Origin of the sequence: Enterobacter sp. PTB, assembly GCF_051130085.1 — a bacterium.
GTDB lineage: Bacteria > Pseudomonadota > Gammaproteobacteria > Enterobacterales > Enterobacteriaceae > Enterobacter > Enterobacter ludwigii.
In genome coordinates this window covers 19,130-44,532 of the sequence record NZ_JBDKEE010000020.1, presented here as the reverse complement: position 1 = coordinate 44,532, position 25,403 = coordinate 19,130, and the positions used below count along the sequence as shown (strand labels likewise).

Here is a 25,403-nt window from a genome sequence, read left to right as displayed (position 1 = left end):
GGAGGGGATTCAGCGTTCGGGCGTCAGGGTGCTGATGAACCAGCCCCGCTCATGCACAAAGTCGGTAAAGCCGCCGCGCTCGGCCGGTGACAGTCGGCCTTCCCGCAGCTGCCACAGCCGCCAGGTGCAGACCAGCGTCTTCACAAACAGCAGGCCGGTCAGCGCCAGCAGGGCCAGGCTGATGACGCCGACGCGCAGCAGCAGCCAGGGCGACTGCCAGCCGCTGAGCACCGTGAGGGTCAGCAGGGCGGTGACCGTCATCACCGGCAGGGCGGTGAGCGCCAGGCTCAGGCACTTGCGGCGGTAAAAGCGCGTCTGCAGCGCATCCCGGGTCTGGCCGCTGGCGGCCACCGCCTCCACAAAGCTCAGCTGTTCCGGGGCGTCGTCGTCCGGGGCGTTCGCGGGGGCGGGCCTGCCGGCCCGCTTCAGGTGGTTCAGCACGGAGGTGCCCGCGATGGTGGTCACCCGGCGGGTTTCGGACAGCGGCAGCAGCAGGTTCAGGCCGGACCAGGCACCTTTGCCGGCGCGTCTGAGCAGGGAGGGTTTACGGGTATCTTCAGTCATCGGGCATCTCCGGCGGCGACGTCGCGCAGTTGCGCCTGCAGCAGCGGGCGGTAGTTATCGGTGGCGGACAGGGACAGCTGCTGCCCCAGCAGGACGTTGCTCTTCTGCAGCTGCTGCTTGATGCCGAGCAGCAGCCAGTTCTGCTGGGCCTGCACGCGGATGGCCTCGCGCTGCAGGTTGTCGCTCTCCATGCCCTGCAGGTCGGCCTGGTAGTCGGTGTTGGCGTAGCGCCGGCCGACGTCGAAGGCCTCGAACTCCCGCTCGGACATGGTGCCGGTACGCTTCGCCTCGTCAGACGCCGTGCGGTTAAAGTACGCGGCAGCCGAGGGTATCTGCAGGGCGTCCTTCAGCGCGTCCTTCGTGGCCGCCTCCGGCTGGCTGGCGGCAATCAGGGCGCGCATCGGCTCACGGGCGGCGTCGTTGATGGCGCTGTATTCGGTCTGCAGGCCGACGTACTGGCGCCCGGAGGCGGTGGTGACCTCGCCCTTGCCCGGCTGCTTGCCGGCGATGGACGGGGCGCTGTTCAGCACGTAGGCCATGGCGGCATCGGTCTGCGCCTGGGTGAAGGTCAGGTCCGGGGCCTTGCCGTCCTCGCCGGCGCCGTCAAACAGGCTGGCGAGGCGCTTGTCGGCGCCGGGCATCTGCGATACCCCCTTGCAGAGCGCGGTCCCGCCCCAGACGGCGTTGTCGGTGGCGTCGCAGTAGTCCGCGTGAATGGCCGCGCCCTGGTACTGCACCTGCTCCGGCGGCGGGGTGGGCGCGGTCACGCCCTGGCGGATACGGCTGTTGCTGATGCCCTGACCTGCGGCCAGTGCCCCCTGGCGGGCGCGGGACCCGCTGTGCACCTCGGCGGCCATACCGGAGCCGGATTCGGTACAGATGGTCTCCGGTACGGCAAAGGCGCGGCGGGACTGCTCCAGGCGGTCGGTCTGGCGCCCGAAGGTGTCCTGGTCGCGCTGGGCCTGGGCGGCCTGGGCGATTTCGGTGGCGGTCTTGCCGCCGTTCTCGTTGACCGCCGCCCCGAGCTGGCCCAGGGTGTCGTTCATGATGTGCATCTGCGGCACAATCTGGCGCTCCACGGGGAGGCTGCTGGTCACCTCAACCGGCATGGCCCGGACGGTCATGGAGAGGGGCAGCAGGAGGACGCAGAGCGTGCGGGTCAGGGCGGTCTGTCTGAATACGGGGCTGGTCATACGAAGGCCTTCCATAACAGGGCGCCGGCGCTGCTCCAGAACGCGGCGAGCGCCAGGAGCATAAACAGCACCGGGCGGCGGTACAGGGCGCGCAGGGCGTGGGTTTTCAGGGCAGTGAGCATAAGGTTCTCCTTGTCATTAATGCTGCAGGTAACCGACGCCGGCCAGCAGTTCGTCTGCCAGCTGGCGCACGGCGCTGTCGTTGTCGTCGAGCCGGCTTTTCTTTTTCAGCATATTGATGTGTTTCTCCGCCGAGCCGCCCGGGAAGGTCTTCGCCAGCAGGTTGCGGGCGCTTTTGCCGTCGAGGGCGTCATAGAGCATGTTGCGCAGGGCGCGGTTCACCGGGGTGGAGTTGAGCGCCCACAGCTCGCGCGGTCCGACGGTGTTTTTCAGCAGCTGTGCCACATTGCCGTTGGTGGTCTGGTAGACCGCCAGGAAGGTGGTGCCGCTGCCGTCCGGGGCGGCGCCGCGCGCGGTGCTGAGCAGCTGGTTAAAGGTGGTGCGCGGCACGTGGAAGTTGTTTTTCAGCAGCTCCCAGTCGCCGGCGCGCACCCGCATCAGGTAGAGCGAGTTGGCGGACTCCAGCAGCGCCTGCGGGAAGTCGTCCAGATACTGGGAGGCAAACACCGTGCGCACGCCGAACTTGCGCTGCTCGCGGTCTTCGGTCTGCAGGGCGGCCCAGAGGGTGTCGATACCCTTGATGTTGTGCAGTTCGTCCATGAAGATGAGCTTCACCTCCTGGTCCAGTTGCCCGATGCGCTTCTCGTGCAGGGGGCGGTAGCGCGGGTCGAGCCGCCCGAACAGTTCGTCCTGATACTGCGGCAGGTAGAAGTCGTTCGCCCCGGCCAGGTTGCGGGCAAACTGGTACATGATGCCGGTGCGGATTTTGCCCTCCGGGGAGTCGTTGCCGGCGACGTTGTTGACGTCGACCACCCGGATGCGGGTGGCGGGGCTGACCGTCAGGCGGGTGCGCCCGGCAATCAGCGGGTAGTCCGACAGCGCCTGGGTCAGGCAGCGCGAGACGTAGTGCAGCAGCTTCTCGTCCGAGCCCGGGCGGTTGACGTCGGCAAACGCCTCGCGCATCTCGTCGCTGTTGAGCGCCCCCTGCAGGTCGTTGAGCTCCGGCACGGCCTGCGCCTGCGCCAGCGAGGCCTCCTGGACGTACCCCTTATCAAACAGCATGTCGCGGACCTCGTACCAGGTGGCCAGCGCCCACCAGGCGGCGTCGTGCTCCGCGAGGCAGCCGCTTTCCTGCAGCGCGGTGTCGACGGCCGGCACCAGGGTCGGGCCGTAGCGCAGGGGCGAGGTGTCGCTGCTGTGGCGGTACACCATGTCAACGGCGCGGGTCAGTATCTGCCGGCAGGAGGCGGCATCCGGCGGCAGCCCGGTCTGCGGGTCGATGCACAGGCTGCTTAACAGCCGGAGCAGGTATTCGCGCTCGATGCTGAGCGGGCGTTTGAGCCCCAGCTGGATATCGAACGGGTTGCGGCAGTGGGCCGCGTCGTTGTGCAGCACGATGCTGATGACCCGGTCCTTCATCCCGGCCGGCAGGCTGTCGAATATCAGGTCATACAGCCCCTGGGCGGTGAAGCCCTTGTCTATCAGCGCGTAGAAGGGCAGGTCCATGTTGCCGCCGGAGAGCGCGTCCACGTGCAGGCGGTTGGCGAGCAGGGATTTACCGGAGCCCGGGGAGCCGGCAATCAGCTCGGTGTGCTTCTCCTGCAGGGGACTGGCCAGCTGCACGGCGTAGGGCTTGCCGTCGGTGGTCTGGAAAACTGTGTTGCCGGTGTTGCCCCAGGGGCTCGCCGGGCGCTGCCAGGGCATCATGCCGAGTCCTTCGGAGAGCGGCGGAAACAGCAGCGTCGGGGCGCTGTAGCGGGAGACCAGCGGCAGGGTGTTAATCCAGGCCCGTATCGGGTCGCCGAAGGTGCGGGTGACGCTGCACACGCCCCAGGACTGCAGCGATTTCTGCAGCAGGGTCATGTTGCGCTTCAGGCGCGACCTGTCCGCATCCCAGGTGCTGGCGGTGACCGTCATCACGCAGACCGGGTCCTCGCGGTCCCGGGCCAGCAGGTACTCCACCGAGTTGTAAATCTGGCGCAGGGACGGGATAACCGCGAGGAAGGTCAGCAGCCCCTGCTTTTTGCCCAGCACCGCCGCGCCGCCGGGCATCAGGTCGATGCGCAGGCGCCAGGGCAGCTGGCGCGGGACCTTTTTGAACAGCTGCGCAAAGGACTCCGGGCGCTGCGGGGCCAGCGTCATCGCCAGCTGGCCGTGAAAGAGGCCGTCTACCTCCACCAGGTTGCCCCGGGGCGTGACCTCGCTGTCGCAGTACTGGAAGTTGAGGTGCGGTGCCAGGCAGGCGCTGATATCGTCCCCGCGCATCACTCCGTGGGGCAGGCAGCGGTCGCCCGGGAGCAGCGGCTGCCACGCCTCACTGGTGCTGCTGCGCTCAATCTCGTCGCGGATAATCTGCCCGGTCTCATGGGCGTCCATGAGGCGCACCATCACCCCGTCGTTGCCGTCGGCGAGGTCGCTGGCGAGCTTGTCGATAAAGGCGTCGTGGCGCATCTTCAGCCCCTCAAACTCGGCGAACACCGGGTTCTGGCCAAAGCGGGACTCCGGCAGGTTACCGAAGCGCTTCGTCTGCAGGTCGCTCTCCTCCTTACGCTCGGCGGCCGGCAGGGACTCAATGGCGGTGTACACAACCAGCCAGACGCGCTCGCGCGCCAGCCAGGGCGTGAGCTTCTCAATGCGCTCGTCGATGATGTCGTCTATCTGCAGGCCGAGACGGCGGCAGGCGTCCCGCTGCGGGGCCATCAGGCGGGTGATTTCTTCCTCCCCGCGCGTGGGGTCGCGCTCGAACACCATGCTGAGTTTGTGCCCGGCGGCCTTGAAATCGCCGGTCAGGCCGTCCGCGAGACGGCGGATGAAGCGCTGCAGGCTGTCGTCCGGTGCCACCTGCCCGGGGGCCACCGGCGCGTCGCTGAACTCGCGAAACGCCCCCTGCACCTCGAAGCAGCTGGCGTAGTCGTTGGTGACCGTGCTGTGAATGTAGGGGGCGTCGAGCTGCGGGTGGCGAACCCTGTCGTCCGGCGTGAGGCCAATGACGGTGCGCAGGTCGCAGTAGTCGGGAAAGCTGCGTCCCAGCGTGTAGCGGGACAGGGACGCGAGGGCGTCCTCAATCTTGTCGATAATCATGCTCAGCCTCGTGCGCGGTAGTCCAGATAAAAGCGGTGCCACCAGGTGGTGGCGTTCTCCGGCGGAGCGTCCGCCAGGCGGCCGCGAAGGCGGCGGGGGTTGAGAATGAGGGCCAGATGCCGCCAGCGGGCGGTGACCTCGCCCCGCTGCGCCGGCGGCGTGCGGTTCAGCACCTCCGCAAAGGCCTGCGGGTGGGCGGTGCCCCAGTGCTGAATGACGGTGTTATCGTGGGAGGTCAGCCAGTCGAGCAGGGCGCGAGCGTCCTGCTGATACTGTTCGTCGCCAACCGCCAGCGCCTGCGCGATGGTGCGCTGCAGGTGGTTGACGTCCTCCGGGGAGAGGAGTGGCAGGCTGACCATCACGCCCCGGTCGGCACCGGTCTGGTCCAGCGCCAGCCAGGCCTGACAGTACGGGTCGGCGACCGTGAGGTTCTCGTCGGCGGTGTGGCGCGGATCGCCGTCGCGGAACAGGACGGAGTTGTGGGGGGAGTCATACCCGCAGCACTCGCAGGTCTGACCGTCCTGACGGGCGCGCCGGCTGAGTGCCTCAAGACGCGCAGGCGTCAGCGCGTCGCCGGCCACGGGCCGGGAAACGGAAAAAATTAACATAGGGAAAGTTCTCATATGGAAGAAAAAAGAGGCATCCAGCGGCAGGCGTGCCGGCTGTATACGGGGCACGGCATCGACACGTTCGGGCTATATGTCGATAAAATCGATTTTTTTAAACATAACGCAGTGACAGGTTGATGGCATCGACATATCATGACGATATGTCGATAAAAGTGAGTTTTTTAAACATATGACCTGGTTGCCGGAGATCCCTTACAACGCTTTACCGTTACTGCCGCCGGCACAAACGGAAACCCGCCGCGTACTCAAGGCGTGTATTGGCGCCCGTGCGGCGCTGGCAGAGCTGAAAACGGCCGGTGAACTCATCCCCGATCAGGGGCTGCTGGTCAATCTGCTTCCGATGCTGGAGGCGAAGGATTCCTCCCGTATTGAGAACATCGTGACAACCAGCGACCAGTTGTTTCAGTATGCGGATCGTGCCGAGGGGGCGGATGCGGCCACCAAAGAGGCGCTGCGTTACCGCACCGCGCTGTTTGAGGGCTTCAGCCAGCTGGAAAACTCACCGTTGTGTACAAACACAGCCATTGTCATCTGCACCCGGCTGCGGGCGGTACAGACCGATATTCGTAAGGTCCCGGGAACCGTTCTGCGCGATCAGCATCACCAGGTGGTGTACACCCCGCCGGAAGGCGAGGCGGCTATCCGTGATTTGCTGGCTAACTGGGAGCGCTTTATCCACGGTGAGGATGACATCGATCCGCTGGTAAAAATGGCGATTGCGCACTACCAGTTTGAATGTATTCACCCCTTCCCTGATGGAAACGGGCGCACCGGGCGTATTCTGAATATCCTGTATCTTATTGAGACCGGGTTGCTGTCGCTGCCGATCCTCTATCTGTCCCGCTTCATCCTTGAGCGGCGAAGTGATTATTACACCCTGCTGCGCGGCGTGACCGCCGAAGGGGACTGGGAGTCATGGATCCTCTTTATGCTGGAGGCGGTGGAGAACACGGCGCACTGGACCACGAAGAAAATCGCCCTTATCCGGGCGCTGATGGCGGAGACGGCCAGAGATGTTCGTGAGCGGCTGCCGAAAATTTATTCCCACGAGCTGATTCAGTCGCTGTTTGCACAGCCGTACTGCCGTATTGAAAACCTCGTGGAGCGGGGAGTGGCAAAGCGGCAAACCGCATCGGTTTATCTGAAGCAGCTGGTTGAGGCCGGCGTTCTGGAAGAGATGAGTGCCGGGCGTGAGAAACTGTATATCAATACGCGATTGTTGCAGGAGTTAACGCATTGATATTATGACTGTATCAGTCAGCAGCCAAGGAAAGAATGCTCAGCTTTTGTCTGACGCATTACGCCAATATCCACGTAATGCGTCAGATATTCAGTTGGTTATCACCAGTCGCTACTACCCCAACGGCATAATGATGACGTACTGGATCAGTGTTTCACCGATATCCTGAGTCCCGGGAGTGCATCGTCGTAGTCGAAGTTCAGGTTTTTATCGTCATACTGAGGTTGGTCGTCAATGGCGATAGCCCCTGTTTTCCAGAAGGCATTTATTTCATCTTTTCCTGCGTTCTGCAGGACGATTTCGCTGTTATTCACAATGCCCTTTGTGATGAAATTAAAGGTGCCTTTATTCATTTCTGAAATTTCTTCAGTGCCAAGTAATGGGTGGTTTTTAGCCATAAACATCAGGCGTGAATTTTCTCCGTTAATATCGAACCCAACACCATCATTACTGGAGAATGTTAATTTTGATGATGTCAGCGTGCTGTCTGTGAATGTTATTTGTGCGCTGTTTTTGAGTGTAGCGAAAAAACTAAAAAATATCGCTTCATGTTTTGGTACTTTGTTGGAGAAATTGCATAAAAAAGAAGCGTTGTCGTTCAGGTTAAAAGTTCCACCTATTTTGTTTCGTAGGGTTGACCCCTCGGAAACGGAAATATCAATATTGAACCGGGAGGAGTCAGACATGTTCAACGTAAATTCATCTTTACTACCGAAAACGATAAAAGGACAGTTTGTCACGTTTAATTGAGATGAGTTATTTAATGTTAAGGAAAGCGGGGCTGTATTTCCCTGGCGATTAGCAAGGTAGAGCCCTGAGTTTGTTACTCTGTTGTTTTTATCGTAATCGAGAACTAAATTCCCATTCATAATGTTCATGTTAAGATTTCCGCCACTCATGACAGAACCTGAGGAGGGCCACCAGACCATGCTTTCTTCATCATAAGCACCGACTATAGCCAAAGTGAGGGTCTCACCTTCAGCATCCATTGTGAAATCTGCTCCCGGGTTTTTCCAGAAGTGACTTCTTGAGTCTGTGATTTTTTGGGTGCCGTAATCTTTTGTATAAGTCTGAGCGCTATTTTTATCCCAGATGAACTCTTGAGTCATGGTGTAACCTCGTTATTGCAGTGATGGAAAAATCAGATTTCTCATGATGCTGACAATGGCTGTTTGGATGTGTCAAAGCTTATCGTGTATTTTTCTATTAGCGGATATGTTATTGCTGAATAGCCATTCATCTTCACCAGAGTACGAAAAAACGACCTGTTCCTGGTACTTGCCTGACTTATCTCATGACCGGTTGGTTATATTTCAATGTGAAGACAAGCGTTTTTCCTGAAATGAAAAAAAATCGGATAAAATTGCTTTTATCGCCGACTTTACTAAGCGCGTTGTGTCAATGGGTGGGGTGCTGGCGAACATTAATTATTAAATCAGTCATAAGCTAAAGAAATAACGCTCAGCTTTTATCTGACGCATTATGTCAATATCCACGTAATACGTCAGATGTTCAGTCGGTTGTTACCATCCGCCACTCCCATAATGGCATCATGATAACGTGCCGGGTTAGTGTTTCACCGATATCCTGAGTCCCGGGAGTGCATCGTCGTAGTCGAAGTTCAGGTTTTTATCGTCATACTGAGGTTGGTCGTCAATGGCGATAGCACCTGTTTTCCAGAAGGCGTTCATTTCATCTTTTCCTGCGTTCTGCAGGACGATTTCGCTGTTATTCACAATGCCCTTTGTGATGAAATTAAAGGTGCCTTTGTTCATGCCTGCAATTTCTTTCTCACCAAACAGCGGATGACCTTTAGCCATGAATGCCAGTCTTGCATTGTCGCCATTAATATTGAATTTTGCGCCATTTTCGTCACCACTGGCGAACTCCAGTTTTGATGTGGTAGCGGTGTTATCTGTAAATGTCATTTTTGCATTGCCACTCACGGTGGCAAGGAAACTCAAAAGGGCTGCTTTGTATCCGGCGTGTTCATCAGGAAACTCGTATGAGAAAGAGGCGCTGTCTGTCAGGTTAAATGCTCCGCTTATGATATTCAGCATCCCAGCCTCCTGGGTGGTGGAGCTTTCAATGTTAAAGTGAGAGGAACCAGACATGGCTAATTTAAAACCACCAAATTTTGAAAAGAAAACAAAAGGGCAAGATATTATATCTAACCTGGCTGAGTTGTTTAGCGTTAAGTAAAGAGGTGTTGTATTGTTGCCAAAATAAATACCGGAGTTTCTCAGTGTGTTGTTTTTCTCGTAGTAGAGAACTAAATTTCCATTAATAATGTTCATGTTAAGTGGGCTGCCAGTCATCCCCTCGGACGGCCACCAGATGTTGTTCTCGTCCCCATCAACCCCAGCCACAACCAGAGTCAGCGTTTCACCTTCAGCATCCATGGTGAAATCAGCTCCCGGATCTTTCCAGAAAGGGCCGAGTGAATCATGCTGGTAAGGGGTGAGTTTTTGGGTGCCGTAGTCTTTCGTGTAAATCTGAACGCTACTTTCGTCCCAGATAAATTCTTTAGCCATAATAAACCTCGCGATTAGGGTGACAGGAAATGAGATTTTTCATAAGCCTGTCAATGGCAGTTATAATGTGTCAAACTTTATTGGTGAATTTAAATCTCAATGTATTAAGTCGTTTGTGATAAGGTGTTTTAATTTTCGATTTGAAATTTCCCGCCCATAAAGGGCGGGCGTTAGGTTACTCTGATTGTACCGGGGTAAGATCTGGCTGTTGGGTTTCTAAAACGCTTAATCCATACATATCGAACCGGTCATGTTTGCTGAATCTTTTTGCAGTGATATCTGCTGGCTGGATAATGCTTTTGCTGCCAGGTAATATCCATTCTCTTGCGACGATGGTGTGGAAGACCAGATGTATAAACCATTTATTTTATTAAACGCATTACTCCATTCATCCGCGTAGTTACCTACCACAGGAGGTTGTGTTAGAGAGATAAAATTAATCTCTGGCAACATTTTCCCCAGAGAACGGCACTCAGCATCAGCACTGGTCCATGTGATAGGATTTCTCGGGTTTCCGGTCTGCGATGGAGGGCTGGTAAACCAGTATTTTATATTCACGGGATAATCCAGTGAGCCACTGTCGTATTTTGCTGTAATGACTGCGGTGCCTTTACGATGTATGGTGATTGTTCCTTTGTCGTTCACTGAAGCTACATCAGGCGCAGAGCTGCTCCATTCTGTGGCTACGGCATTATCCAGACGCAGAGCAAATTGTGCACCATCATACCCGGTTGCCGGATAACCTGTGCCGCCAGCCCACTCCCACCATACCTTCCCTGAAGAGTTACTTTGCATAACCGTAAGCTTTTTAGGTAAGGTGTTCTGGCAGGTTACACCAACCTGGGTAAAGGCATTAATGACATCGCTTTCTGAATCACCTTCATCACGAGCGGCCTGAAGAACGTCGCAGGCACCGGAATTAAAGCTGGTAAAGTTTGTCCAGTAAAGCGTATTGGCTCTGGCAAACAAGCCAAATGCTTTGCGGGTATTCCAGCCGTCACTTTTGGCCAGCAGGCAGAACGCCTTATTATAAATTCCGGATGTATAATGCTCCTCCATTGTTGGCTGATAATCTTTTTGATTATCAATGGATTTACCATCTTGAGATGGGTCACACAAATACCGAACAGAAAGCATAGGTTGCCCGTTATCCTGCATAACACCGGGTTTGACTACATTTTCCCCCATCAAAAAATTATTGGAGCCATTCAGGTAATACTTAAAGGTTTCACCGGACATATCAGAAAAAGACTCATTGATGGCTCCTGTCTGTTCGCCGCCTGGCTGTAAGGCGTCGTTTTTTTCTGTGAAGGCATGCCCAACTTCATGTGCGATAACATCGGGCGTGGTGTAAGGATAGAAATCCTTATCTCCGCCAGCAAGAATTACTCGACCTACCCAGGAGGATCCTTCACCTTCACTATACTGAACGTAAGTATTTATGTTTCCATCTCTGGGGGGAACTCCCAGATAGGAAATATACATGTCAATGGTCCCCTCAACATAACTTAGGGCATCATTCACCGGCGAAAATCCGCCATTATATGGATCTTCCGGAGCGATGAGGCAGTCAAACGACGTTAGCGCTCCGGCATCAGACTCATTTGTTTGTTTATAGATAAATACCTTTTTTTTGTCGTCTCGGGAATAACAGCGTGTCGGTGTGTTTGGCGCGGCTATTTTGTCGGCATCAAACTTCAGATCCTGCCTTCCGGTCTTTTCGTTTCCACCGGGGCCGTGCATGGTGACATTTCTGACGCCATTATATTTTTCAAGTATGGTACCGGACGTTGCGTCGATAAAGGCCACAGGGCGCAGTCTGTTGTCAGACAGAAAATCGACTTTATAAACCAGCAGACCTTTCTGGTCTTTATCGATATAAATGTATTTTTTGATGGTCAGCGAGTCAGGTACGGAATGTGTTCCTTCCAGATGAAAAGCTTTCCGGGTCGCGGATAGCGCATCCTGTTCGCTCAGCACCGGTTTGTCCGGTATAGCGTCCTCAGTCAGCTTAGAGACAAGATCGCCATAAGCGTGAACGACCTTATGATTTTTGTCCTCTTCAATGGTGAGATGATGCCCGTAAACGGGGATGTTGTGGTAGTACTGCACTAGTTTTACGCTGCTCGTCTGATGACGGGTCGGCAGACTAACGACCGAAGAAAACGTATTTCCCTCACCCAGCCATGGATAATTCTGCAGCGTGGTGGCGGTCATGTTATCCGGCACTGTGCCGTCCAGATGCATCACTTCCGCCGCCTGCGCTGAAAAACTGGTTATCAGTGCCAACGCCAGTATCTTCTTGTTCGATTTCATATTATCTGACCTTTAATCAACGTAATAAAACTGAAGTGTCAGTGCCAGACTCTGGAGATGGGAGGTTTCTGTCGTCAATGCGACGAGAGATGAAAAAGACTCCGCCTTTTTTGGGCGGAGTATTTAATGAGTGTTATTTAAGGGAGACTAAGTAGCGGCCTGAATTCCCGTCTTTATTAAAATTAAACGCTTTACTGACAGCGTCTTTTCCGATAACAGGTGTATTATTAATTGCCAGATACCCTCCCTCCATTAATGCGGAAAGGCTTTCTTCTGTCTGGCCGTTAAAGATGAATATCCCCTTTTTATTTTCGCTGTTGCCGTTTGTATCGAAATTGAAAACCCCGTGGTGATTGTTGTCTTTGGAGAATACCCATGGGTTTTTTCTCAGGTCAGTAGGGTGCCAGAACTCGATTCGTGGGCGATATTCAAAGTCATGGCTATCGGCTATAAGATCGAATCTCGGGGGTTCATTTCCTGTGTCCTTGTCTGAACCCTCAAGGGTGATCCTTCCTGCTGACAGTGTCATACTGCCTTCACCTTCACAGCGAATATTGCCCGAGGGGAATGAGATTTGCTCAGCTTCAAAAAGCAGATCTCCATTTTCCCGGGCCTGCAGGAAGGACTTTTTCTTCCCGCCAAGGAAGATGCTTCCCTCCGGAGACCTGATTTTTATGTAACCTGCAGAAGCATCCAGAAAAATACTGGAATTTTCTTCATCCTGGTGTTTTTTGGGGCTTAACCCGATATATATGTCACCATTGGACTGGATGTTGAAATCTCCATTTTCAAAAACCATGTTTAGTTTTTTATCAGCATCCCCGTCTTCCAGTTGTGGCCACAAAATATCTGTACCATCGGTAACCTCCAGTGTCAGCGCACGGCCGGGAGCGTTCATGGTGAAATCAGTTTCACATTTTTTTGCAAAATGGGCCCCTGTTTCAGTCAGTACAGTAACTCCAAACAATGAAGCGTACTCCTGTTTTGCATCCGGGTTCCACTCAAAACCAGCCATAACAACCTCTCTGTATTTCATGATGTATTGGGATAAGGTACCGACTTTTCGGTACCGACAGATATCATCACGGGTGCAGGATACGTCAATGCATAAGACGCCATGATTTTTTTCATCTTATTGATTTTAAGTGTTATTTGTATTGATTTAATGCTCCACCCTGAAGGGCGGAGCATCTGGACTTACCCTACCGAGACCGGGTTCAGGCCCAGCTGTTTCTGACCGCGCGTGGTTATCTGATCCAGGGCGATAAAGCAGAAGCCCACCACGAAGGCCAGAATGATGTGCCAGCCCTTGATGTGCGGGTTGTTTTTCTTCCCGGCCAGCATGCACAGGGCGATAAACACTGCCGCGACCCCAATCACCAGGGACGAGTCAATCAGCGGCTGCTTCAGCGACTTGATCCCGTTGGCCACCGAGATGAACATGCCGGCGATGTCGTCATCGGCCCGGGCGGCCGAGGTGGTGAGGAGTCCGGCCAGGAACGTCAGCAGGCGGACCTGGTGGCGCCGGCAGGCATCGAGCAGCATTGACAGACGAACGCAGAGCAGCAGGGGCAGGTGGGTGACTTTATTCATAACTTCCTCTTTGATTTACCAGTGAATGTTTAAGGTGTTTTGCAGTGCATCCAGCAGCTGCGGATTACAGGCGAGCATCACGCCGCAAATCAGGCGTTTCACCCCGCCGGAGATGTCCTCGCCGGCGGACAGGCCGGTATGGCCGTCCTTCAGTGACCGGCGAAGGCGACCGAGTCCCGACAGCGCAAAGCAGGCGCCGAGCGCCTGCAGCAGGGTCAGGCAGGCGTTGACGGCGACTGCCGCCGGGCCGTATTTCCCCTCGGAGAGGTAGGTGATGGCACCGAAGGTGACTTCCCCGAGCGCCATCTGGTGCGAGGTGGCGTTCATCACGCTGTGCAGGGTGATAAGGCAGCAGCACATCAGGATGACGGCGACGAACTTGCCGGCCCCGTCCTTCACCTGCCCGCGACGGGCCTGTGAGGCGAGGTTGCTGAAGTAAAAGACCAGCAGCGCCAGCCCGCCGACGCCGCCGAGCGTCAGCACCAGGTCCGTGCCGGCGCTGGCGATGTTGTTGGCCGCACTGGCCAGCATCTGGATAAGATCCACGTTCCTTCCTTAATGCAGGGTGCCGGCGGTGGTGACCACCGTCCGGTGCAGCGTGTCGATTTTCAGCACCGTGACGTTATCCAGCGTGTCTCCCGGGCGCAGCGCCCAGGTGCTGTCCCGGTATTTCACCCAGGCCAGGTCCGGATAGAGGCTCTCGATATGCGCCTGGCGCCAGAGCGTGGCCGGCGGCGCGCGGTATGCAGTGACGACTGACGGCGAACTGCCCGGGCGTGCGCGAGGCGTGGTCTGCCGGCGGTGCGTACCGGCGGTCCGGTGTCGCGTGGTTTTTACACCGGCTGACGTGTGGCCTGCGGTTGCGGTGAGCGGCCGGGCTTTCTCCAGCGCGTCGACGCGGCGGGTCAGGGCATCAATGTCGGTACGGTTGTGGGTGATCTCCCCGCGCTGCCCGTCGACCGTCTGGCTGAGCGCCGTGACGTCCGGGTTTTCAGCCGGTGCCGGTACGGGTGCCTCTGCCGGTTCGGACGGTGCGGGGGCCGGCAGCGGGGCGTTCATATCCGCTGCGTCCGGCGGGCTCTCCATCGCCGGCGGCGGCGTGGCCACCTGCGTGGCGAACGTCGGTGCCGTGGCCGGATGAGCCGGACCGCCCCGCAGGGCGGCGAACAGCACGATAGCGATAAGGCCGGCGGCCATCAGTCCCAGCTGCAGCATCGTGACGTTGCCGAGCAGGGGCAGCTGTATCATCTTTTTTTCTGACGGCGCCGGCAGCGGGTGAGCGGGCGGCTCGTCCACGTGCAGCGCCGGCGGAAGTTCGGGGTCGTCCATATCAAAATGCGACATCAGTGTGCTCCGGTGGTTAATGGGGGAATGGCCGGGTCTTTCTCCGTCCGGTCACGGTCGGTCACGGCTTTCATAAAGAGCACGGCAATCACCTGGTTCTGGCTTATCCGCACCTGGGTGGCCGGCAGGCGGGCGGCGTCACTGGCCATGACCTGCCCGGCGGAGGCGCCGATACCGCCAACGATGGTGCCGGCGACGGCGGAGCCCTTGACGGAGCCGGTGCCGCCGGTGATGGTGCCCGCGTTGGTGGACAGGATTTGGGTGTTCTGGTCCTTATAGAGCTGCCCCACGCCGCCAATCCCCTGGGCGACGGCAGGCAGGATGATACGGCTGAAGTAGCGGTGGCTGACGTCGGTGGCCACCGACGACTGCAGGGTGTCATCGGTGAGCGCCCAGGCGTCGGTGTTGTAGCCGGTGCCGTTGAGCGTCATCTGCGTGAAGTGAACGGTGACCCCGTCGCCGGCGAGCTGGATGCCCCGGGCGGTGAGGGTGGCGCCGGCCAGGGGGCCGGCCGGAATGTGCGCCAGCACAATCGCGTTCAGGTTGTCAGAGTCGACGGCGCTGTCGATGACCGCGCCCGGGCGTGAACCCGGCGCCACAATCACCTGCGCCGGCGCGCTGTCTGCCGTTCCGGCCGTCGTGGCGGCGACCGTCTGCACGACCGGCGCGTGCCCCGGCAGGCTCTGGCTCCAGCCGGCGAAGGCGCTGTCCTGCGTACCCCCGCCGCTGCTGCCGTTACCGTTACTGCTGCCCCGGGCGTCTGACTGGCCAAAGCTGTCTGCCAGCTGCACGCCGCCCGGGCGCCAGCGGCCGCCCAGCGTCTTCAGGTAGCCTTTGAGGGCTTCTTTCCGCTCGTCGCTGACGTCGCTGACCGGCGTCACGGGGCCGGCGGGCGTGGTGTCGAGGCTGACCGGCTGCGGAGCCAGCGCCACCTCCGGCGTGGCGACCGGCGCCTCGCTGATGGAGGCGATGTAGCTGCCGCCGCGCTGTTCGGCCTGCGTCGCCTGGTGGCGGTCGGCGTCGTGCATCTGCTTGCGGTAGCGGGCGGTCTCCGGGGAGTCGACGGCGGCGTTGCTCGCCACCCGTTCGATGTCGTAGGCGGAGTCCGCCGGCGGCGCCCGGTTCAGCCAGCCGGCAATGAGGTAAATCACCGCCGCCACGGCCGCGAGGCCCAGCATGATGACCAGGCCCGTTTTTTTGCCGTCACGGGCGGCGTCCTGTTCGATGGCCATGGTTTACTCCAGGTTCAGGGTCAGGGTGGTGGTCTTCCCCATGACGGAGAAGGCCACTTCCGGGGTGACGGGCAGCTTCCAGACGTGGGTGCCGTCGGCGGACGACAGGGTCTGCTCGAAGCTGTCCCGCAGCTCGCTGCGCGAGCGGATATAGAGGTCATCGCCCTGCTGCCAGACGGTGGTCATCGGGACGTCGCCGCCGGTGGTGATGCGGCGGGCGCTGTCCGGCGGCACGCCGTCGAGGAACGCCTGCAGGTCGGCGTTGTAGAGCCCCACCTTCTCCCGCCCCTGCGGCAGCGCCCGGGCGGCCGGCCCGCGCTGCGGGATACGCAGGTCGAGGCGGCTGTCGGTGAGCTGCGACTTGACCCGGTTGTCCGGCTCGCCGCTGGCGAGGCTCAGCACGACGGGGACCGCCAGCCCCTGCAGGTACACCGTGACGGTGCCGGTGTCATACGGGCGGCGGGCTTCCACCACCATGCTGGGGCTGTCGGGGATATAGTGCACGGCAAAGCCGTCGCCGTTGCCGTTCACCGGCGGGGCGGCGATGTTCCACGGCGCCCCGGTCTCATCGGTGAAGGCCACGGTGCCCGGAAAGTCCGGCAGCACCCGCAGGAGCGGCAGCGAGGCACCGGGGGACAGGTTGACCGTGAGCGAACTGATACGCGGCACGGCGCTGACCACCGGGCGGCCTTCGTTGCGCTGCAGTTCGTCCAGCGAGCGGTGCAGCTCGCCGGTTTCCGCCGGTGAGAGCGGCGTGACCTGGCCCTGCGCGTAGTCCATGGCCGGCGAGGGCAGCGGCAGGGGCGTACCCGGTGCCGGGCCGGGGGCACCTGCCGGGGTGTTGTTCACTGGGGCCGGTTGTGCCGCAGGGGTCTGTGGCGTCAGGGTCTGTGCGGACTGCCAGGCCACCGGCGCGGGGGCAGGCGGCAGGGCGGTGGTGGCGGCCAGCGCCGGGACGGACAGGGTGGCCAGCATCAGCAGGCCGGAGGTGACTGTTTTCATGATTACGATACCGGTGTGGTGATGAGCTGGGCGATGTCGAGGCCGTCATGCTTCAGGCGCGGGTCGACGCGCTGAATCAGCAGGGTCACCACGAAGCGCTGCTCGGGAAGGGAGTTCGTCTGGCCGCTCAGCCTGAGGACCACCGGATACTGGGTCTTCCAGGCGAAGACGCCGTTTTCCAGCTGGCCCTTGCTGGCCACCACACCCGCCGAGGTCATGACGGAGAGGTTCATCTTTTTCTCCTTCACCGTTTTCAGCACGTTGGACTGGGTCAGCGCGGCGTAGTAGCTGCGATACCCCTCGTCAGAGAACGGGCCGAGCATGGCGTTGACCTGCTCGTTGTAGTGGTCGAAGTCCAGGGTGAAGGCCCGGCGCAGCATGCGGTTGCCGAAGTCGGTAACGTCGGCGTCGCTGTACGCGGGCTCGTCGGTCGGCACAATCGGGATAACCCGGCCGTCCTGGGTGGCGAAATACTTCACCGGCGGGTGCATCACGGCCCAGGCAAGGAGGGCTATGATGACCAGGCACATCACGCAGACGACGCTCTGCCACATCACTGTGGCGAGCAGTTTGCGGGTAAAGGCGACGTTCAGCTGGCTGGCCTGATGTCGCGCGCGGGCGGCGGCATACGGGTCGGCCGCCACGCGGGCGGGCGGTGCAGAAGGTGTGGTCACAGGATGATTCCGTCAGTCAGGCTGACCGGATTGGTCAGCGGAGGTTAGCGTTACGGTGAGAACAGGTATTCCCCGGTGCCGTCGCCGGACGCCGGCACCGGGGAGGGCGCCGGGACGTTCCCGGGGACGGGCGGTGGTGCATACGCCATCGGTCGCCGTACCGGCATCTGCGCCGGGGACGGCGCGGTGCTCACGTTGATGGGCTGTGTGGGGATATTTCCCCAGGGGTCGATATTGTTCGGGATGTACTGGTGTATCTTGTCGCGGGCGGTGTTACGGACCTTGTTGATCACCTGGTTCAGCAGGGCGTTGAGGTCCGGAAATACCGGGACGGTCAGCGTGGTGCTGATGTCCCCCAGACACTGCTGGGCGCCGTTTGAGACCTGGTTTTCGCTGTCGGCCCAGGACTGGGCGGCCTGCTTGTCCCGGTTGTAACCCGCTTCGGCGCCCTGCTGAGCGGCGATGGCGGCCCGGCAGCTGGCCGTCGCGTGGGCCGTGAACGGCAGCAGGACGTTGCCGGCCACCAGGGTGGCCAGCAGAAAGTAACGCAGGGGCATGGTGAACTCCTTACATTCCCGGCCGGGGCGGCGGGGCAGGTCTGACGGCCGGCTCCACGCGCTCAGTGTCCCGGGGCTGCGGGGCTGACGCCGGTGGCACGTAGTCGTGCGTGAACCCGAGTTGTTTATGCAGCCCCGGGGGACACTTTTCCGGTTCGGTCAGCGGGGCGTACAGTCGCTCCTTCTCTCCCTTCAGGCGAAAGACGAAGGCGTTATACGCGCCGGCCTCGTGGTTGACGGGGTTGCCGTAGCCGATGACCTGCGGCCCCTCGGGGGTCAGCGCGTTGAGCGTCAGATAGCGGCTGCCGTTGTCGCGGGTGCAGAGCGTGCCGAGCACCGGCTGATAAGCCCCCTCATGCAGCACCACCCCCTGCACAAACTCTCCCGACCCCTTGACCAGCAGCATCTTCAGCTGGCTGTCGGCGGTCATCGCCTGCATCAGCACCGTGCCGGCGCCGGCGGTGTCCGTCGGGACGTTCAGTTGTGCCGGACGGGTGGCCGGCGGCGTCGTGCCTTCGCCGTTGGGTTTAAGCCACACCAGGTCTGAAGACGGGGACAAGGGCGGCAGGGTGACGCCCGCCTGTGCGGCAAGCGCGCTGACCTGCGTGTGCAGGGCCGCGTAGTGGCGCATCTCATACGCCAGGAGGCTGGCCGGTGGCGCGCTCTGCTGCGCGGTGCTCACCAGTACCGCATGATCAATGGCCGGCTTCATCTCCCACTGGTTGCGCTTCGCGGTGATGACCTCCGTTTTCTCCACGCCGTTGTCGTCCACCATGACCTTCCCGTTCTCGTCGCGCACCTTCGTGGTGACCCCGACCTCCCTGTTGCCCAGCCAGGTCAGGGTGGTGACGTCGCCCTTTTTCAGGCCGCTATCACCGACCGCCGTGGCGAGCTCCTTGCCCCAGATAACGCGTTCACCGTGCTCCGTGCGCAGGTGCACGTAGTAGCTGGGGCTCTGCGTCCTGTCGAACTGGTAAGGGGCCGGGCCGTAGTCGAGCAGGGTGCCGGTCAGGCCTTTTTCGGTCTCCTGGCGGCTGGCGTGCTTCGGGGCTTCCTGCGGGGCGACGGTGGGGCGCAGCTCCGGCGGCAGGTCAGAAGCGGCTGCGGTGGTCGCTGCCCGCTCCGGCACGATGGCGGAGACCGGGGTGCCGGCCGGCACCGGCGTCTCCCCCGGGGCCGGCTCGCTGCCCTGCGCCTTACGGGCCTCGTCCAGCATCAGCTGCTGGTGCGGATGCTTCATGGTGATGTCCAGGCTGTAGGCGGCAATCAGCCCGATGGCGCGCTCCTGGAAGGCCGGGCTGCCGGTGAGCTCGATACGCCCCCGGTAGCACTCGCGGGCGACCATCAGCGCCGCCAGGATCATGGCGTCGTTCTGGCTTGCCTGCGGTCCGGCCATGGCAATGCGGTGGCCATGATCCACAAAGGCCGGCTCACCGGCGTACAGGTATCTCACCGCCCGGCCGTCCGGCATCATCTCGTGGGTGATGTTCTGCATCAGCGCATCGAGGTCAACTGGCGTGGCCCTGCGGGCATCGCCGCCGGTGTCGATATGAATACCGTCCTCTGTGGACGTGGCGCGGGCGGGGCTTTCCGGTCCGGCCTGTGGCGCTGCATCCGTCAACGGTTCATCTTCCGCCGCGCTGCCCGGGGCAGGCGGCGGCTCTGCCGGGCGGGGTGGTGGTTCAGGGGCAGCTTCGTCGTCTGCAGGTGGTGTTGCCCCTGTGGGTTCCGGCGTCTCCTCCTGCACCGGCGGGACGGTGGCGTTGTCCGTGGTGACCGGCTCCGGAACGGCTTCCACGGGAGGCATCTCTTCGGCTGCCGGCGGTGCGGTACGTAATACTGGCGCCTCTTCCCGGTCCTGCTCAAACACCTGTTCGGCCAGCGGACCGTAGTCTGCGAGGTCTGCCGGCGGCGGGATGTCGGCGTTAAGCGGCGGGCGGGTATCGCCCGGGGCGGGTATCGATGCCGGCGTGTGGTCGTTCATCTGGACTTCCTCACTGAGTGTGGGACGGGGTAAGGCGTCAAAGGCCAGCCGGATTTGCGCGGCCAGCGCATCGATGCCCTGCGCGTGGTGCAGGTCGTTAAAGTCGGTCATCCCCCGGGCTCGTTCTTCCGGGGTGAATACCGGCAGAATGTAACGCCCGCCGGTGAGCTGCGCGGCTTCTTCGGCCTTCTCCTTTCCGGGGTTGCCCGGGCGTTTCGGTTTGGGCTGGTCGTCGTCGCCGAGAAACAGCGTGGGGCTGTCCGGGTAGCGGGCGTGCAGGGCCTTCGCCACGGTCACCAGGTTGCCGGAGTCCACGGTCATGATGACCGGGTATCCCAGCGCCTGCGACGCGCTCCGGGCGGTGGCATAACCCTCGGCAAAGACCAGCGGCTCGCCGTTTTTCAGTTCCCCGCCGGTGACGTGAAAGCTGCCGGCCTTCTCGCCGCCGGTCATCAGTCGCTTGCTGCCGTCCGGGGCGATGGTCTGCAGGGTGCGAATATCGCCGGCGGCGTTGACCAGCGGGATGAGCAGGTCGTTGCCGGCGGTCAGGCGCAGACCGTCTCCGGCGTCAACGCCTTTTTTCTGCAGGTAGGGATGATTGCTGCCGGCGGGCGGCAGCGGGGCGTATTCCCGCTGCGCCTTCTGCGCCACCTGGTCGTGCTTCTTGCGGGTGCTGGCCTCGCGGCGCAGCTGCTCCTGTGCCAGCTGCGCTTTGCGGTGGGCGGTCGCCACCGGGTCGGGTTTTGCCGAGCGGGAGGACCAGGTCTGTCTGTCACCACCGGTCCGGTGGTCGGCAAACCAGCCGTTGGCAAAGCCGTCGAGATGCCCCACGTAGACGCCGGATTTGCTGCCGGCCTTGTCATCGTCCATGCGGATGCGGTGGGTTTTGCCGTCCATCACGGCAAGGCCGTTCAGGTCGCCGCCGCAGGCGCGGATAAAGTCGCTGAACTCCTGCTGCTGATTGCCGCTGGTCTCCGTCACCAGGGCGGTATCGACGCGCCAGCGGCCAAGGCGCTCCAGGTCGGCACCCGGACGGGCGTACCAGAGTTTTTTCTCCTCATCAAAGCCGAGGGCGGGCCGGTTGTTCTCCAGCCGCCCGGCCACCTTTTTGGCCTGTGCCAGCTGGTCGTAGGGGATAACGAGGTAGGTGTTTTCGGTTGCTTTCATCACGGCGCCTCAAAGAATTTGCGGTACCACCAGGGGCGTCCGCTGACGTGGGTGCCCCGCAGCAGGTGCAGGACGCGCTGAAGCATGACGGTCATGGTGTAACCCCACATCGCCAGCAGCTTGTACGCGCCAAGCAGCACCAGACAAAACATCAGCACGGGCACGCAGGGCCAGAAGAACCACAGCAGGAAGACCAGGTACACCAGGGCAGGAATGCCGAAGATGTTCACCGGCCGGCCTGCGTCCAGCCAGGGGGAGTAGTGCGGACTCATGCGGCCTCCCGTCGGGTATGGAATCCCTGCCAGCCCATCACCTGAATGGCGGTGTGCTCCGTGATGCGACCGTCGAGGAACAGTCGCCAGGTCTGGTCGGTGATGCGGCGCGCTTCCGCCTGCAGGCGGGCGTTAATCAGTCCCGGCCAGCGGGCGTGGTGATGGGCACCCAGCGCGTCGCGCCATGTCTCGTCAAACACCACGTGCTCCCGCACCGCCTGCCGTCGCCCGTCGGTGGTGGGCAGCAGGCGCTGCACCACCACGAAGCGCAGGGCGTCGAGCAGGTCAAAGGCCGTCTGCTCCCGGGAATCTTCCGGTGCCATGCGCACGCAGCGGGAGAACGCGTGCCCGGGCGAGAAGGCGTGCAGGGTGCTGAGCGTCAGGTGCCCGGACTGGGCGCAGGCGAGCGCCGCCTGCAGGGTGTCGAGGTCGCGCACCTCGCCCACGCCAGTCAGCGTCGGAGCCTGACGCAGGGAGAGGCGCAGGCCGGCGGCAAAGGACGGGACGTCGCGCCCGATTTCGGACTGCTGGGGCTGCAGCACCCAGTCGGGGCCACCGAACAGATACTCCACCGGGTCTTCATACGTCACCAGCTTGCCGTCCGGGTGGGTCAGGCCGTAGTGCCGGTAGGTCGAGGCCAGCAGCGTGGACTTGCCGGAGCCGGTGGGCCCGCACACCAGGCCGATGCCGTCCTGCGGCAGCAGGGCGTGGTACAGCTCGTCCTCAAGCCCCATGTCGTCGAGGTCCGGAATGGCGGAGGGGATGACGCGCAGCGTCACCGCCATGGCGGTGGTGAGCGTGCCGATGGTGGCCTGAATAAAGTTGGTGCGAAAGCGCACCCGCTCGCCGCGCGCCAGGCCATAGCGGCCGTTGCTGTCGCCTTCGAGCTGCAGCGCCCGGTCGGCGCCATGGCCGGCCTGCACCCGGGCCTTGATGTCCGGGGAGTAAATCTCATCCATCAGGCGGAGCAGCACGGGGTGCTCCAGGGGAAAGGCGCAGGCCACGATTTTGCGGCCGTGATGGTCCACCACGACGGGGCCACCGCTCTGCAGGTGAATGTCCGAGACGCCGTGGCGGTAGCAGTGAACCAGAAACCCCCGCAGCGTGTCGGCGGTGAGGCCGGCGCTGAAGGGGTAGTGTTGTAAGTCGTGCATAAAAACCTCTCTTAACGGGTGCGGACGGCGGGCTTCCAGCGCTTTTTGTCGAGCTCGAAGCGGGCGTGCTGGCGCAGGTCGCGCACGCGGTCGCCGAGCGTCATGCTGTCCGGCCTGCCGGTGACGGTCTGCAGCTGCTCGCTGACCACCGGCGGCGCAATCATGCCCTGCTTCAGCAGGGTGGAGTAACGCAGCATGCCGGTGTAGTCGCGGGTCAGGCGGCTGAAGTTGCTGCGAAGCGTATCGTCCGCGCTGTCGCGGCCCTCCTGCCAGCCGCGCTCCACCGCCGCTTTCCAGACGGCCATCTCGTCGCTGTTTTTCGGGCGAATGTCGGCGGGAATATCCCGGGTAACCTGCAGGCCGGCCAGCAGGTACTGGCGCCAGCCCGGCGGGTTGCTGACAAAACGCTCCGGCACCAGGATGGTGTAGACCCGGTTCGCCGTGCGTATCTGCTCCCCGGTGATGTGCGCCAGCGAGGTTGCCTGCACAATCACCGGCGGCAGCCAGCCCTGGTGGCTGATAAGTGGCGCAAAGGTGTAGAGCCGGTTCAGCGTCGCATCCTGCGCCTCCAGCGCCTGGCGAAGCTCCCAGGCGCGCTGGGCTTTCCCACCCCTAAAGCCGGTGGTCTGCCCGGCGTCGTTCAGCATCTGCCACAGGGTGTCGCTGAGCCCGTGGTGGCTCACCACCGGCGGCGAGAGGTAGTCGCTGAGGCCCGGCGGCGGGGCCCCGGTATCGGTCGCGGCCATCGCCCGTACCGTGACAAGCGTCAGGGTCAGGGCCAGAACGGGTTTTCTCATGCCAGCACCCCCGACAGCGGCAGCATAAAGTCCAGGCGCAGGCGCAGGGGCTCCTGGTCGATGCGGGCCCGCCAGTTGATTTGCGGGCCGAGCAGGCGCAGGAGCTCGTTAAAGGTGATGTCCCGGACGTGTACGCTGACCGGCAGCGGCAGGCGCACGCCGGTGTAGGCAAAGTTCAGCCCGCGCTGATAAGCAAGCTGGCTCAGGAGCTCCACGGCGTCGCCGTCCCAGTCGATGCAGACGCGCTGCGAGTTGGCGGCGATGGGGTCAGGCATGGCCAGTGCCGGCGTGTTCAGCACCCCGGACTGCGCCAGCAGCTGCTGGCGCGCCTGCGTGGCCTGAACCCCGGCGGCGGTAAGGGCTGTCGGGTCCGGCGGCCGGGGCGGGGGCGTCTGACAGGCGGCCAGACACACCGGCGCCAGAAGCGTCAGTAATCGTTTCATGAGGTATTTCCTGAAAGGGTCAGTTGGTGAGGTTGACTTCGATATCGCTGTGGTTGTGCAGGTAGCCCCCGACGTAGACGACCTGCAGGGTGTCACCGGGGCCGAGGCGCCGGCTGTACATGCGCTGGGCGACGGCCTCAGACTGGTATCCCCAGTAGTGGCCTTTGGAGCCGCCTTTGTTCACGGTGATGGTGTTGTTGACCTGCCCCAGCAGCTGGCCGTTCACCAGAATGTTAAACAGGGCGTTCGCGGTATGGCCGCCGTCCTTCGGGTCAAACAGTGACGCGATGCTGACGGTAAAGCTGCTGTAGACGCCGGGGCTGGTGAACGTCAGGTTATTGGTGGCGGCGCGGCTGATGCTGCCGGCGCTGCCGACCGGCTGCCACTGCTGGTTCTGACAGCTCTGCGGAATGCCCAGACTGTCAAAGGCGAGCAGGCCGTTGTGCTCACAGGCGGCCCCGGTGGCCACGACGCTGTCGAGCTGCAGGAACTCCCCGCCGGAGAGGCGGCCGTCGGCGCGCACGGTGCCGCCCTTCATCTGCCCGCCGGTGGAAATGCCCTTGTTGTTGACCGACTTCACCCAGCTGTCGTCATCCATATAGAAGCCGCCGCCGTGGGTGTCGTTCATCCAGCCCTTGCTGTCCTGGGTGACTATCCAGCCGCCGGTGGTTTTGATGTCGCCGCTGGCGGTGACCGTGCTGGCGTTATTCACCGCGTTGCTGCCCATGTCGATGTCGGTGTGCATCCGGTTCAGGTCGGGACGGCCGTTGACCTGAAAGCGGTAGAGACGGTCGCTTTCGTCATCGCTGCCGCCGAGCACGTCGGCGGAGAGCCAGTCGGCCAGGTGACCGCTCTGGCCACTCAGCCCGTAGTCGGCGAGCTTCAGTTGCCAGCCGCCGTCCGCGCCGCTGGCGATGTTGTCGGGGTACAGATAGCCGCCCATGCCGCTGACGCTCTGGGCGATGTAGCGCAGCCCCTTAAACTCAATGGCCTGCCCGCCGGTGGTCATGACGAACGCCGCCAGCTGGCTGGTTTTTTGCGGGTCGCGGGCGATGCCGACCTGATAGCTCTGGGTGTTGAAGTTGGTCAGGGAGAACCCGGGCGGCAGATAGCCTTTGTCGCGCAGGGTCTGGCCGCTGACCGTCACCGCCTTGCCGCCGCTCACCTGGGACTGCAGGGTGGCGTAGTTGTCGCGGACGTAGTGCTGTGCGGCCCGGGTGACGGTGTCCATATGGAGGGCCATCACGTCCCATGTGCGTTCGTTCATGTATTCGGCGTAGCGCATGTACCCCAGCGGGGCGGCAATCATGACAATGGCCAGCACGATGGACATCGAGGCGAACGACATCCCCCGGTTAACGGGAGAGGGGGAAGAAGTAGTCATAAGAGTTACCTGAAGATGGTGAAACCGGCGGTGTTGCCGGCTCAGAACATGGCCTGAGCGCAGAGGGTTATTGCTGCGGCCGGAGTAGTGGAAAGACATGCACCGGCCACGACGTCGTTCGTG

General features: G+C 61.2%; 24 protein-coding genes. 2 read left to right on the top strand and 22 right to left on the bottom strand.

Features of this window, described 5'->3' with window-relative positions:
- Positions 1–9: 9 nt before the first annotated feature.
- From traX to AAIR21_RS20720, 5 genes are read right to left on the bottom strand one after another with little or no spacing between them, the layout of a single operon-like run.
- Positions 10–564, bottom strand: a complete 555-nt coding sequence (traX, locus tag AAIR21_RS20740) for a conjugal transfer protein TraX (protein ID WP_434682131.1) — start codon at positions 562–564, stop codon at positions 10–12.
- Positions 561–1,757, bottom strand: coding sequence for a conjugal transfer protein TraW (gene traW / locus AAIR21_RS20735; protein WP_434682129.1), 1,197 nt, complete (start codon positions 1,755–1,757; stop codon positions 561–563). The genes traX and traW overlap by 4 nt, the downstream gene beginning before the upstream one ends.
- Positions 1,754–1,879 carry a hypothetical protein gene (locus tag AAIR21_RS20730; protein WP_422713005.1) on the bottom strand — a complete coding sequence of 42 codons (126 nt, stop codon included), beginning with the start codon at positions 1,877–1,879 and terminating at the stop codon, positions 1,754–1,756. Before AAIR21_RS20730 ends, traW begins: the two co-directional genes overlap by 4 nt.
- 16 nt (positions 1,880–1,895) lie before the next feature.
- Positions 1,896–4,958: an ATP-binding protein gene (locus AAIR21_RS20725; RefSeq protein ID WP_422713004.1), complete on the bottom strand. Its 3,063-nt coding sequence runs from the start codon at positions 4,956–4,958 to the stop codon at positions 1,896–1,898.
- A 2-nt stretch (positions 4,959–4,960) separates the two neighbouring features.
- Positions 4,961–5,566 (bottom strand): hypothetical protein, encoded by a 606-nt coding sequence (locus tag AAIR21_RS20720; protein ID WP_434682126.1) that lies wholly within the window; start codon positions 5,564–5,566, stop codon positions 4,961–4,963.
- Between the two features lie 190 nt (positions 5,567–5,756).
- Here AAIR21_RS20720 and fic point away from each other — a divergent pair, with 190 nt between their 5' ends.
- Positions 5,757–6,827 (top strand): protein adenylyltransferase Fic, encoded by a 1,071-nt coding sequence (fic, locus tag AAIR21_RS20715; RefSeq protein ID WP_046899156.1) that lies wholly within the window; start codon positions 5,757–5,759, stop codon positions 6,825–6,827.
- Between the two features lie 146 nt (positions 6,828–6,973).
- Here fic and AAIR21_RS20710 read toward each other — a convergent pair whose 3' ends face one another.
- The 7 genes from AAIR21_RS20710 to AAIR21_RS20680 all read right to left on the bottom strand — a co-directional run bounded on the left by AAIR21_RS20710 (position 6,974) and on the right by AAIR21_RS20680 (position 14,356).
- Positions 6,974–7,936: a hypothetical protein gene (locus AAIR21_RS20710; protein ID WP_046899155.1), complete on the bottom strand. Its 963-nt coding sequence runs from the start codon at positions 7,934–7,936 to the stop codon at positions 6,974–6,976.
- A 459-nt stretch (positions 7,937–8,395) separates the two neighbouring features.
- Complete coding sequence (locus AAIR21_RS20705; protein ID WP_434682124.1) at positions 8,396–9,361, bottom strand: hypothetical protein; 966 nt, start codon at positions 9,359–9,361, stop codon at positions 8,396–8,398.
- Positions 9,362–9,586: 225 nt separating this feature from the next.
- Complete coding sequence (locus AAIR21_RS20700; protein ID WP_434682122.1) at positions 9,587–11,677, bottom strand: M4 family metallopeptidase; 2,091 nt, start codon at positions 11,675–11,677, stop codon at positions 9,587–9,589.
- 133 nt (positions 11,678–11,810) lie between these two features.
- A complete protein-coding gene (locus AAIR21_RS20695; protein ID WP_422712996.1) occupies positions 11,811–12,692 on the bottom strand; it encodes a hypothetical protein in 882 nt (293 codons plus the stop codon).
- Positions 12,693–12,874: 182 nt separating this feature from the next.
- Complete coding sequence (locus AAIR21_RS20690; RefSeq protein WP_052759979.1) at positions 12,875–13,270, bottom strand: DUF6750 family protein; 396 nt, start codon at positions 13,268–13,270, stop codon at positions 12,875–12,877.
- 15 nt (positions 13,271–13,285) lie between these two features.
- Complete coding sequence (gene traQ, locus AAIR21_RS20685; protein ID WP_422712995.1) at positions 13,286–13,816, bottom strand: conjugal transfer protein TraQ; 531 nt, start codon at positions 13,814–13,816, stop codon at positions 13,286–13,288.
- Positions 13,817–13,825: 9 nt separating this feature from the next.
- Positions 13,826–14,356 carry a hypothetical protein gene (locus AAIR21_RS20680; RefSeq protein WP_422712994.1) on the bottom strand — a complete coding sequence of 177 codons (531 nt, stop codon included), beginning with the start codon at positions 14,354–14,356 and terminating at the stop codon, positions 13,826–13,828.
- Between the two features lie 51 nt (positions 14,357–14,407).
- Here AAIR21_RS20680 and AAIR21_RS20675 point away from each other — a divergent pair, with 51 nt between their 5' ends.
- Entirely contained in the window at positions 14,408–14,530 is a 123-nt protein-coding gene (locus AAIR21_RS20675; protein ID WP_422712993.1) for a hypothetical protein, read from the top strand.
- Positions 14,531–14,613: 83 nt separating this feature from the next.
- Here the strand turns inward: AAIR21_RS20675 and traO are convergent, their stop codons facing one another.
- Genes traO through pilV form a run of 10 tightly spaced genes read right to left on the bottom strand, consistent with a single transcriptional unit; the run spans position 14,614 to position 25,280 of the window.
- Complete coding sequence (gene traO / locus AAIR21_RS20670) at positions 14,614–15,846, bottom strand: conjugal transfer protein TraO (protein WP_422712992.1); 1,233 nt, start codon at positions 15,844–15,846, stop codon at positions 14,614–14,616.
- A 3-nt stretch (positions 15,847–15,849) separates the two neighbouring features.
- Positions 15,850–16,848, bottom strand: a complete 999-nt coding sequence (locus AAIR21_RS20665; protein ID WP_422712991.1) for a DotH/IcmK family type IV secretion protein — start codon at positions 16,846–16,848, stop codon at positions 15,850–15,852.
- Between the two features lie 2 nt (positions 16,849–16,850).
- Positions 16,851–17,522, bottom strand: coding sequence for a DotI/IcmL/TraM family protein (locus AAIR21_RS20660; RefSeq protein ID WP_422712990.1), 672 nt, complete (start codon positions 17,520–17,522; stop codon positions 16,851–16,853).
- Positions 17,523–17,572: 50 nt separating this feature from the next.
- Positions 17,573–18,079: a hypothetical protein gene (locus AAIR21_RS20655; protein WP_434682119.1), complete on the bottom strand. Its 507-nt coding sequence runs from the start codon at positions 18,077–18,079 to the stop codon at positions 17,573–17,575.
- 10 nt (positions 18,080–18,089) lie between these two features.
- The gene (locus tag AAIR21_RS20650; RefSeq protein ID WP_422712988.1) at positions 18,090–21,230 is read right to left on the bottom strand and encodes an LPD7 domain-containing protein; all 3,141 of its coding nucleotides are present in this window, start codon (positions 21,228–21,230) and stop codon (positions 18,090–18,092) included.
- Positions 21,230–21,502, bottom strand: coding sequence for an IcmT/TraK family protein (gene icmT / locus AAIR21_RS20645; protein WP_422712987.1), 273 nt, complete (start codon positions 21,500–21,502; stop codon positions 21,230–21,232). The genes AAIR21_RS20650 and icmT overlap by 1 nt, the downstream gene beginning before the upstream one ends.
- Positions 21,499–22,656 carry a plasmid transfer ATPase TraJ gene (traJ, locus tag AAIR21_RS20640; protein WP_422712986.1) on the bottom strand — a complete coding sequence of 386 codons (1,158 nt, stop codon included), beginning with the start codon at positions 22,654–22,656 and terminating at the stop codon, positions 21,499–21,501. Before traJ ends, icmT begins: the two co-directional genes overlap by 4 nt.
- 11 nt (positions 22,657–22,667) lie before the next feature.
- Complete coding sequence (locus AAIR21_RS20635; RefSeq protein WP_434682118.1) at positions 22,668–23,453, bottom strand: type IV secretory system conjugative DNA transfer family protein; 786 nt, start codon at positions 23,451–23,453, stop codon at positions 22,668–22,670.
- A complete protein-coding gene (locus AAIR21_RS20630) occupies positions 23,450–23,896 on the bottom strand; it encodes a DotD/TraH family lipoprotein (RefSeq protein ID WP_422712984.1) in 447 nt (148 codons plus the stop codon). The genes AAIR21_RS20635 and AAIR21_RS20630 overlap by 4 nt, the downstream gene beginning before the upstream one ends.
- 19 nt (positions 23,897–23,915) lie before the next feature.
- On the bottom strand, positions 23,916–25,280 hold the full coding sequence (gene pilV, locus AAIR21_RS20625) for a shufflon system plasmid conjugative transfer pilus tip adhesin PilV (protein WP_422712983.1): 1,365 nt from the start codon (positions 25,278–25,280) through the stop codon (positions 23,916–23,918).
- Between the last annotated feature and the right edge of the window lie 123 nt (positions 25,281–25,403).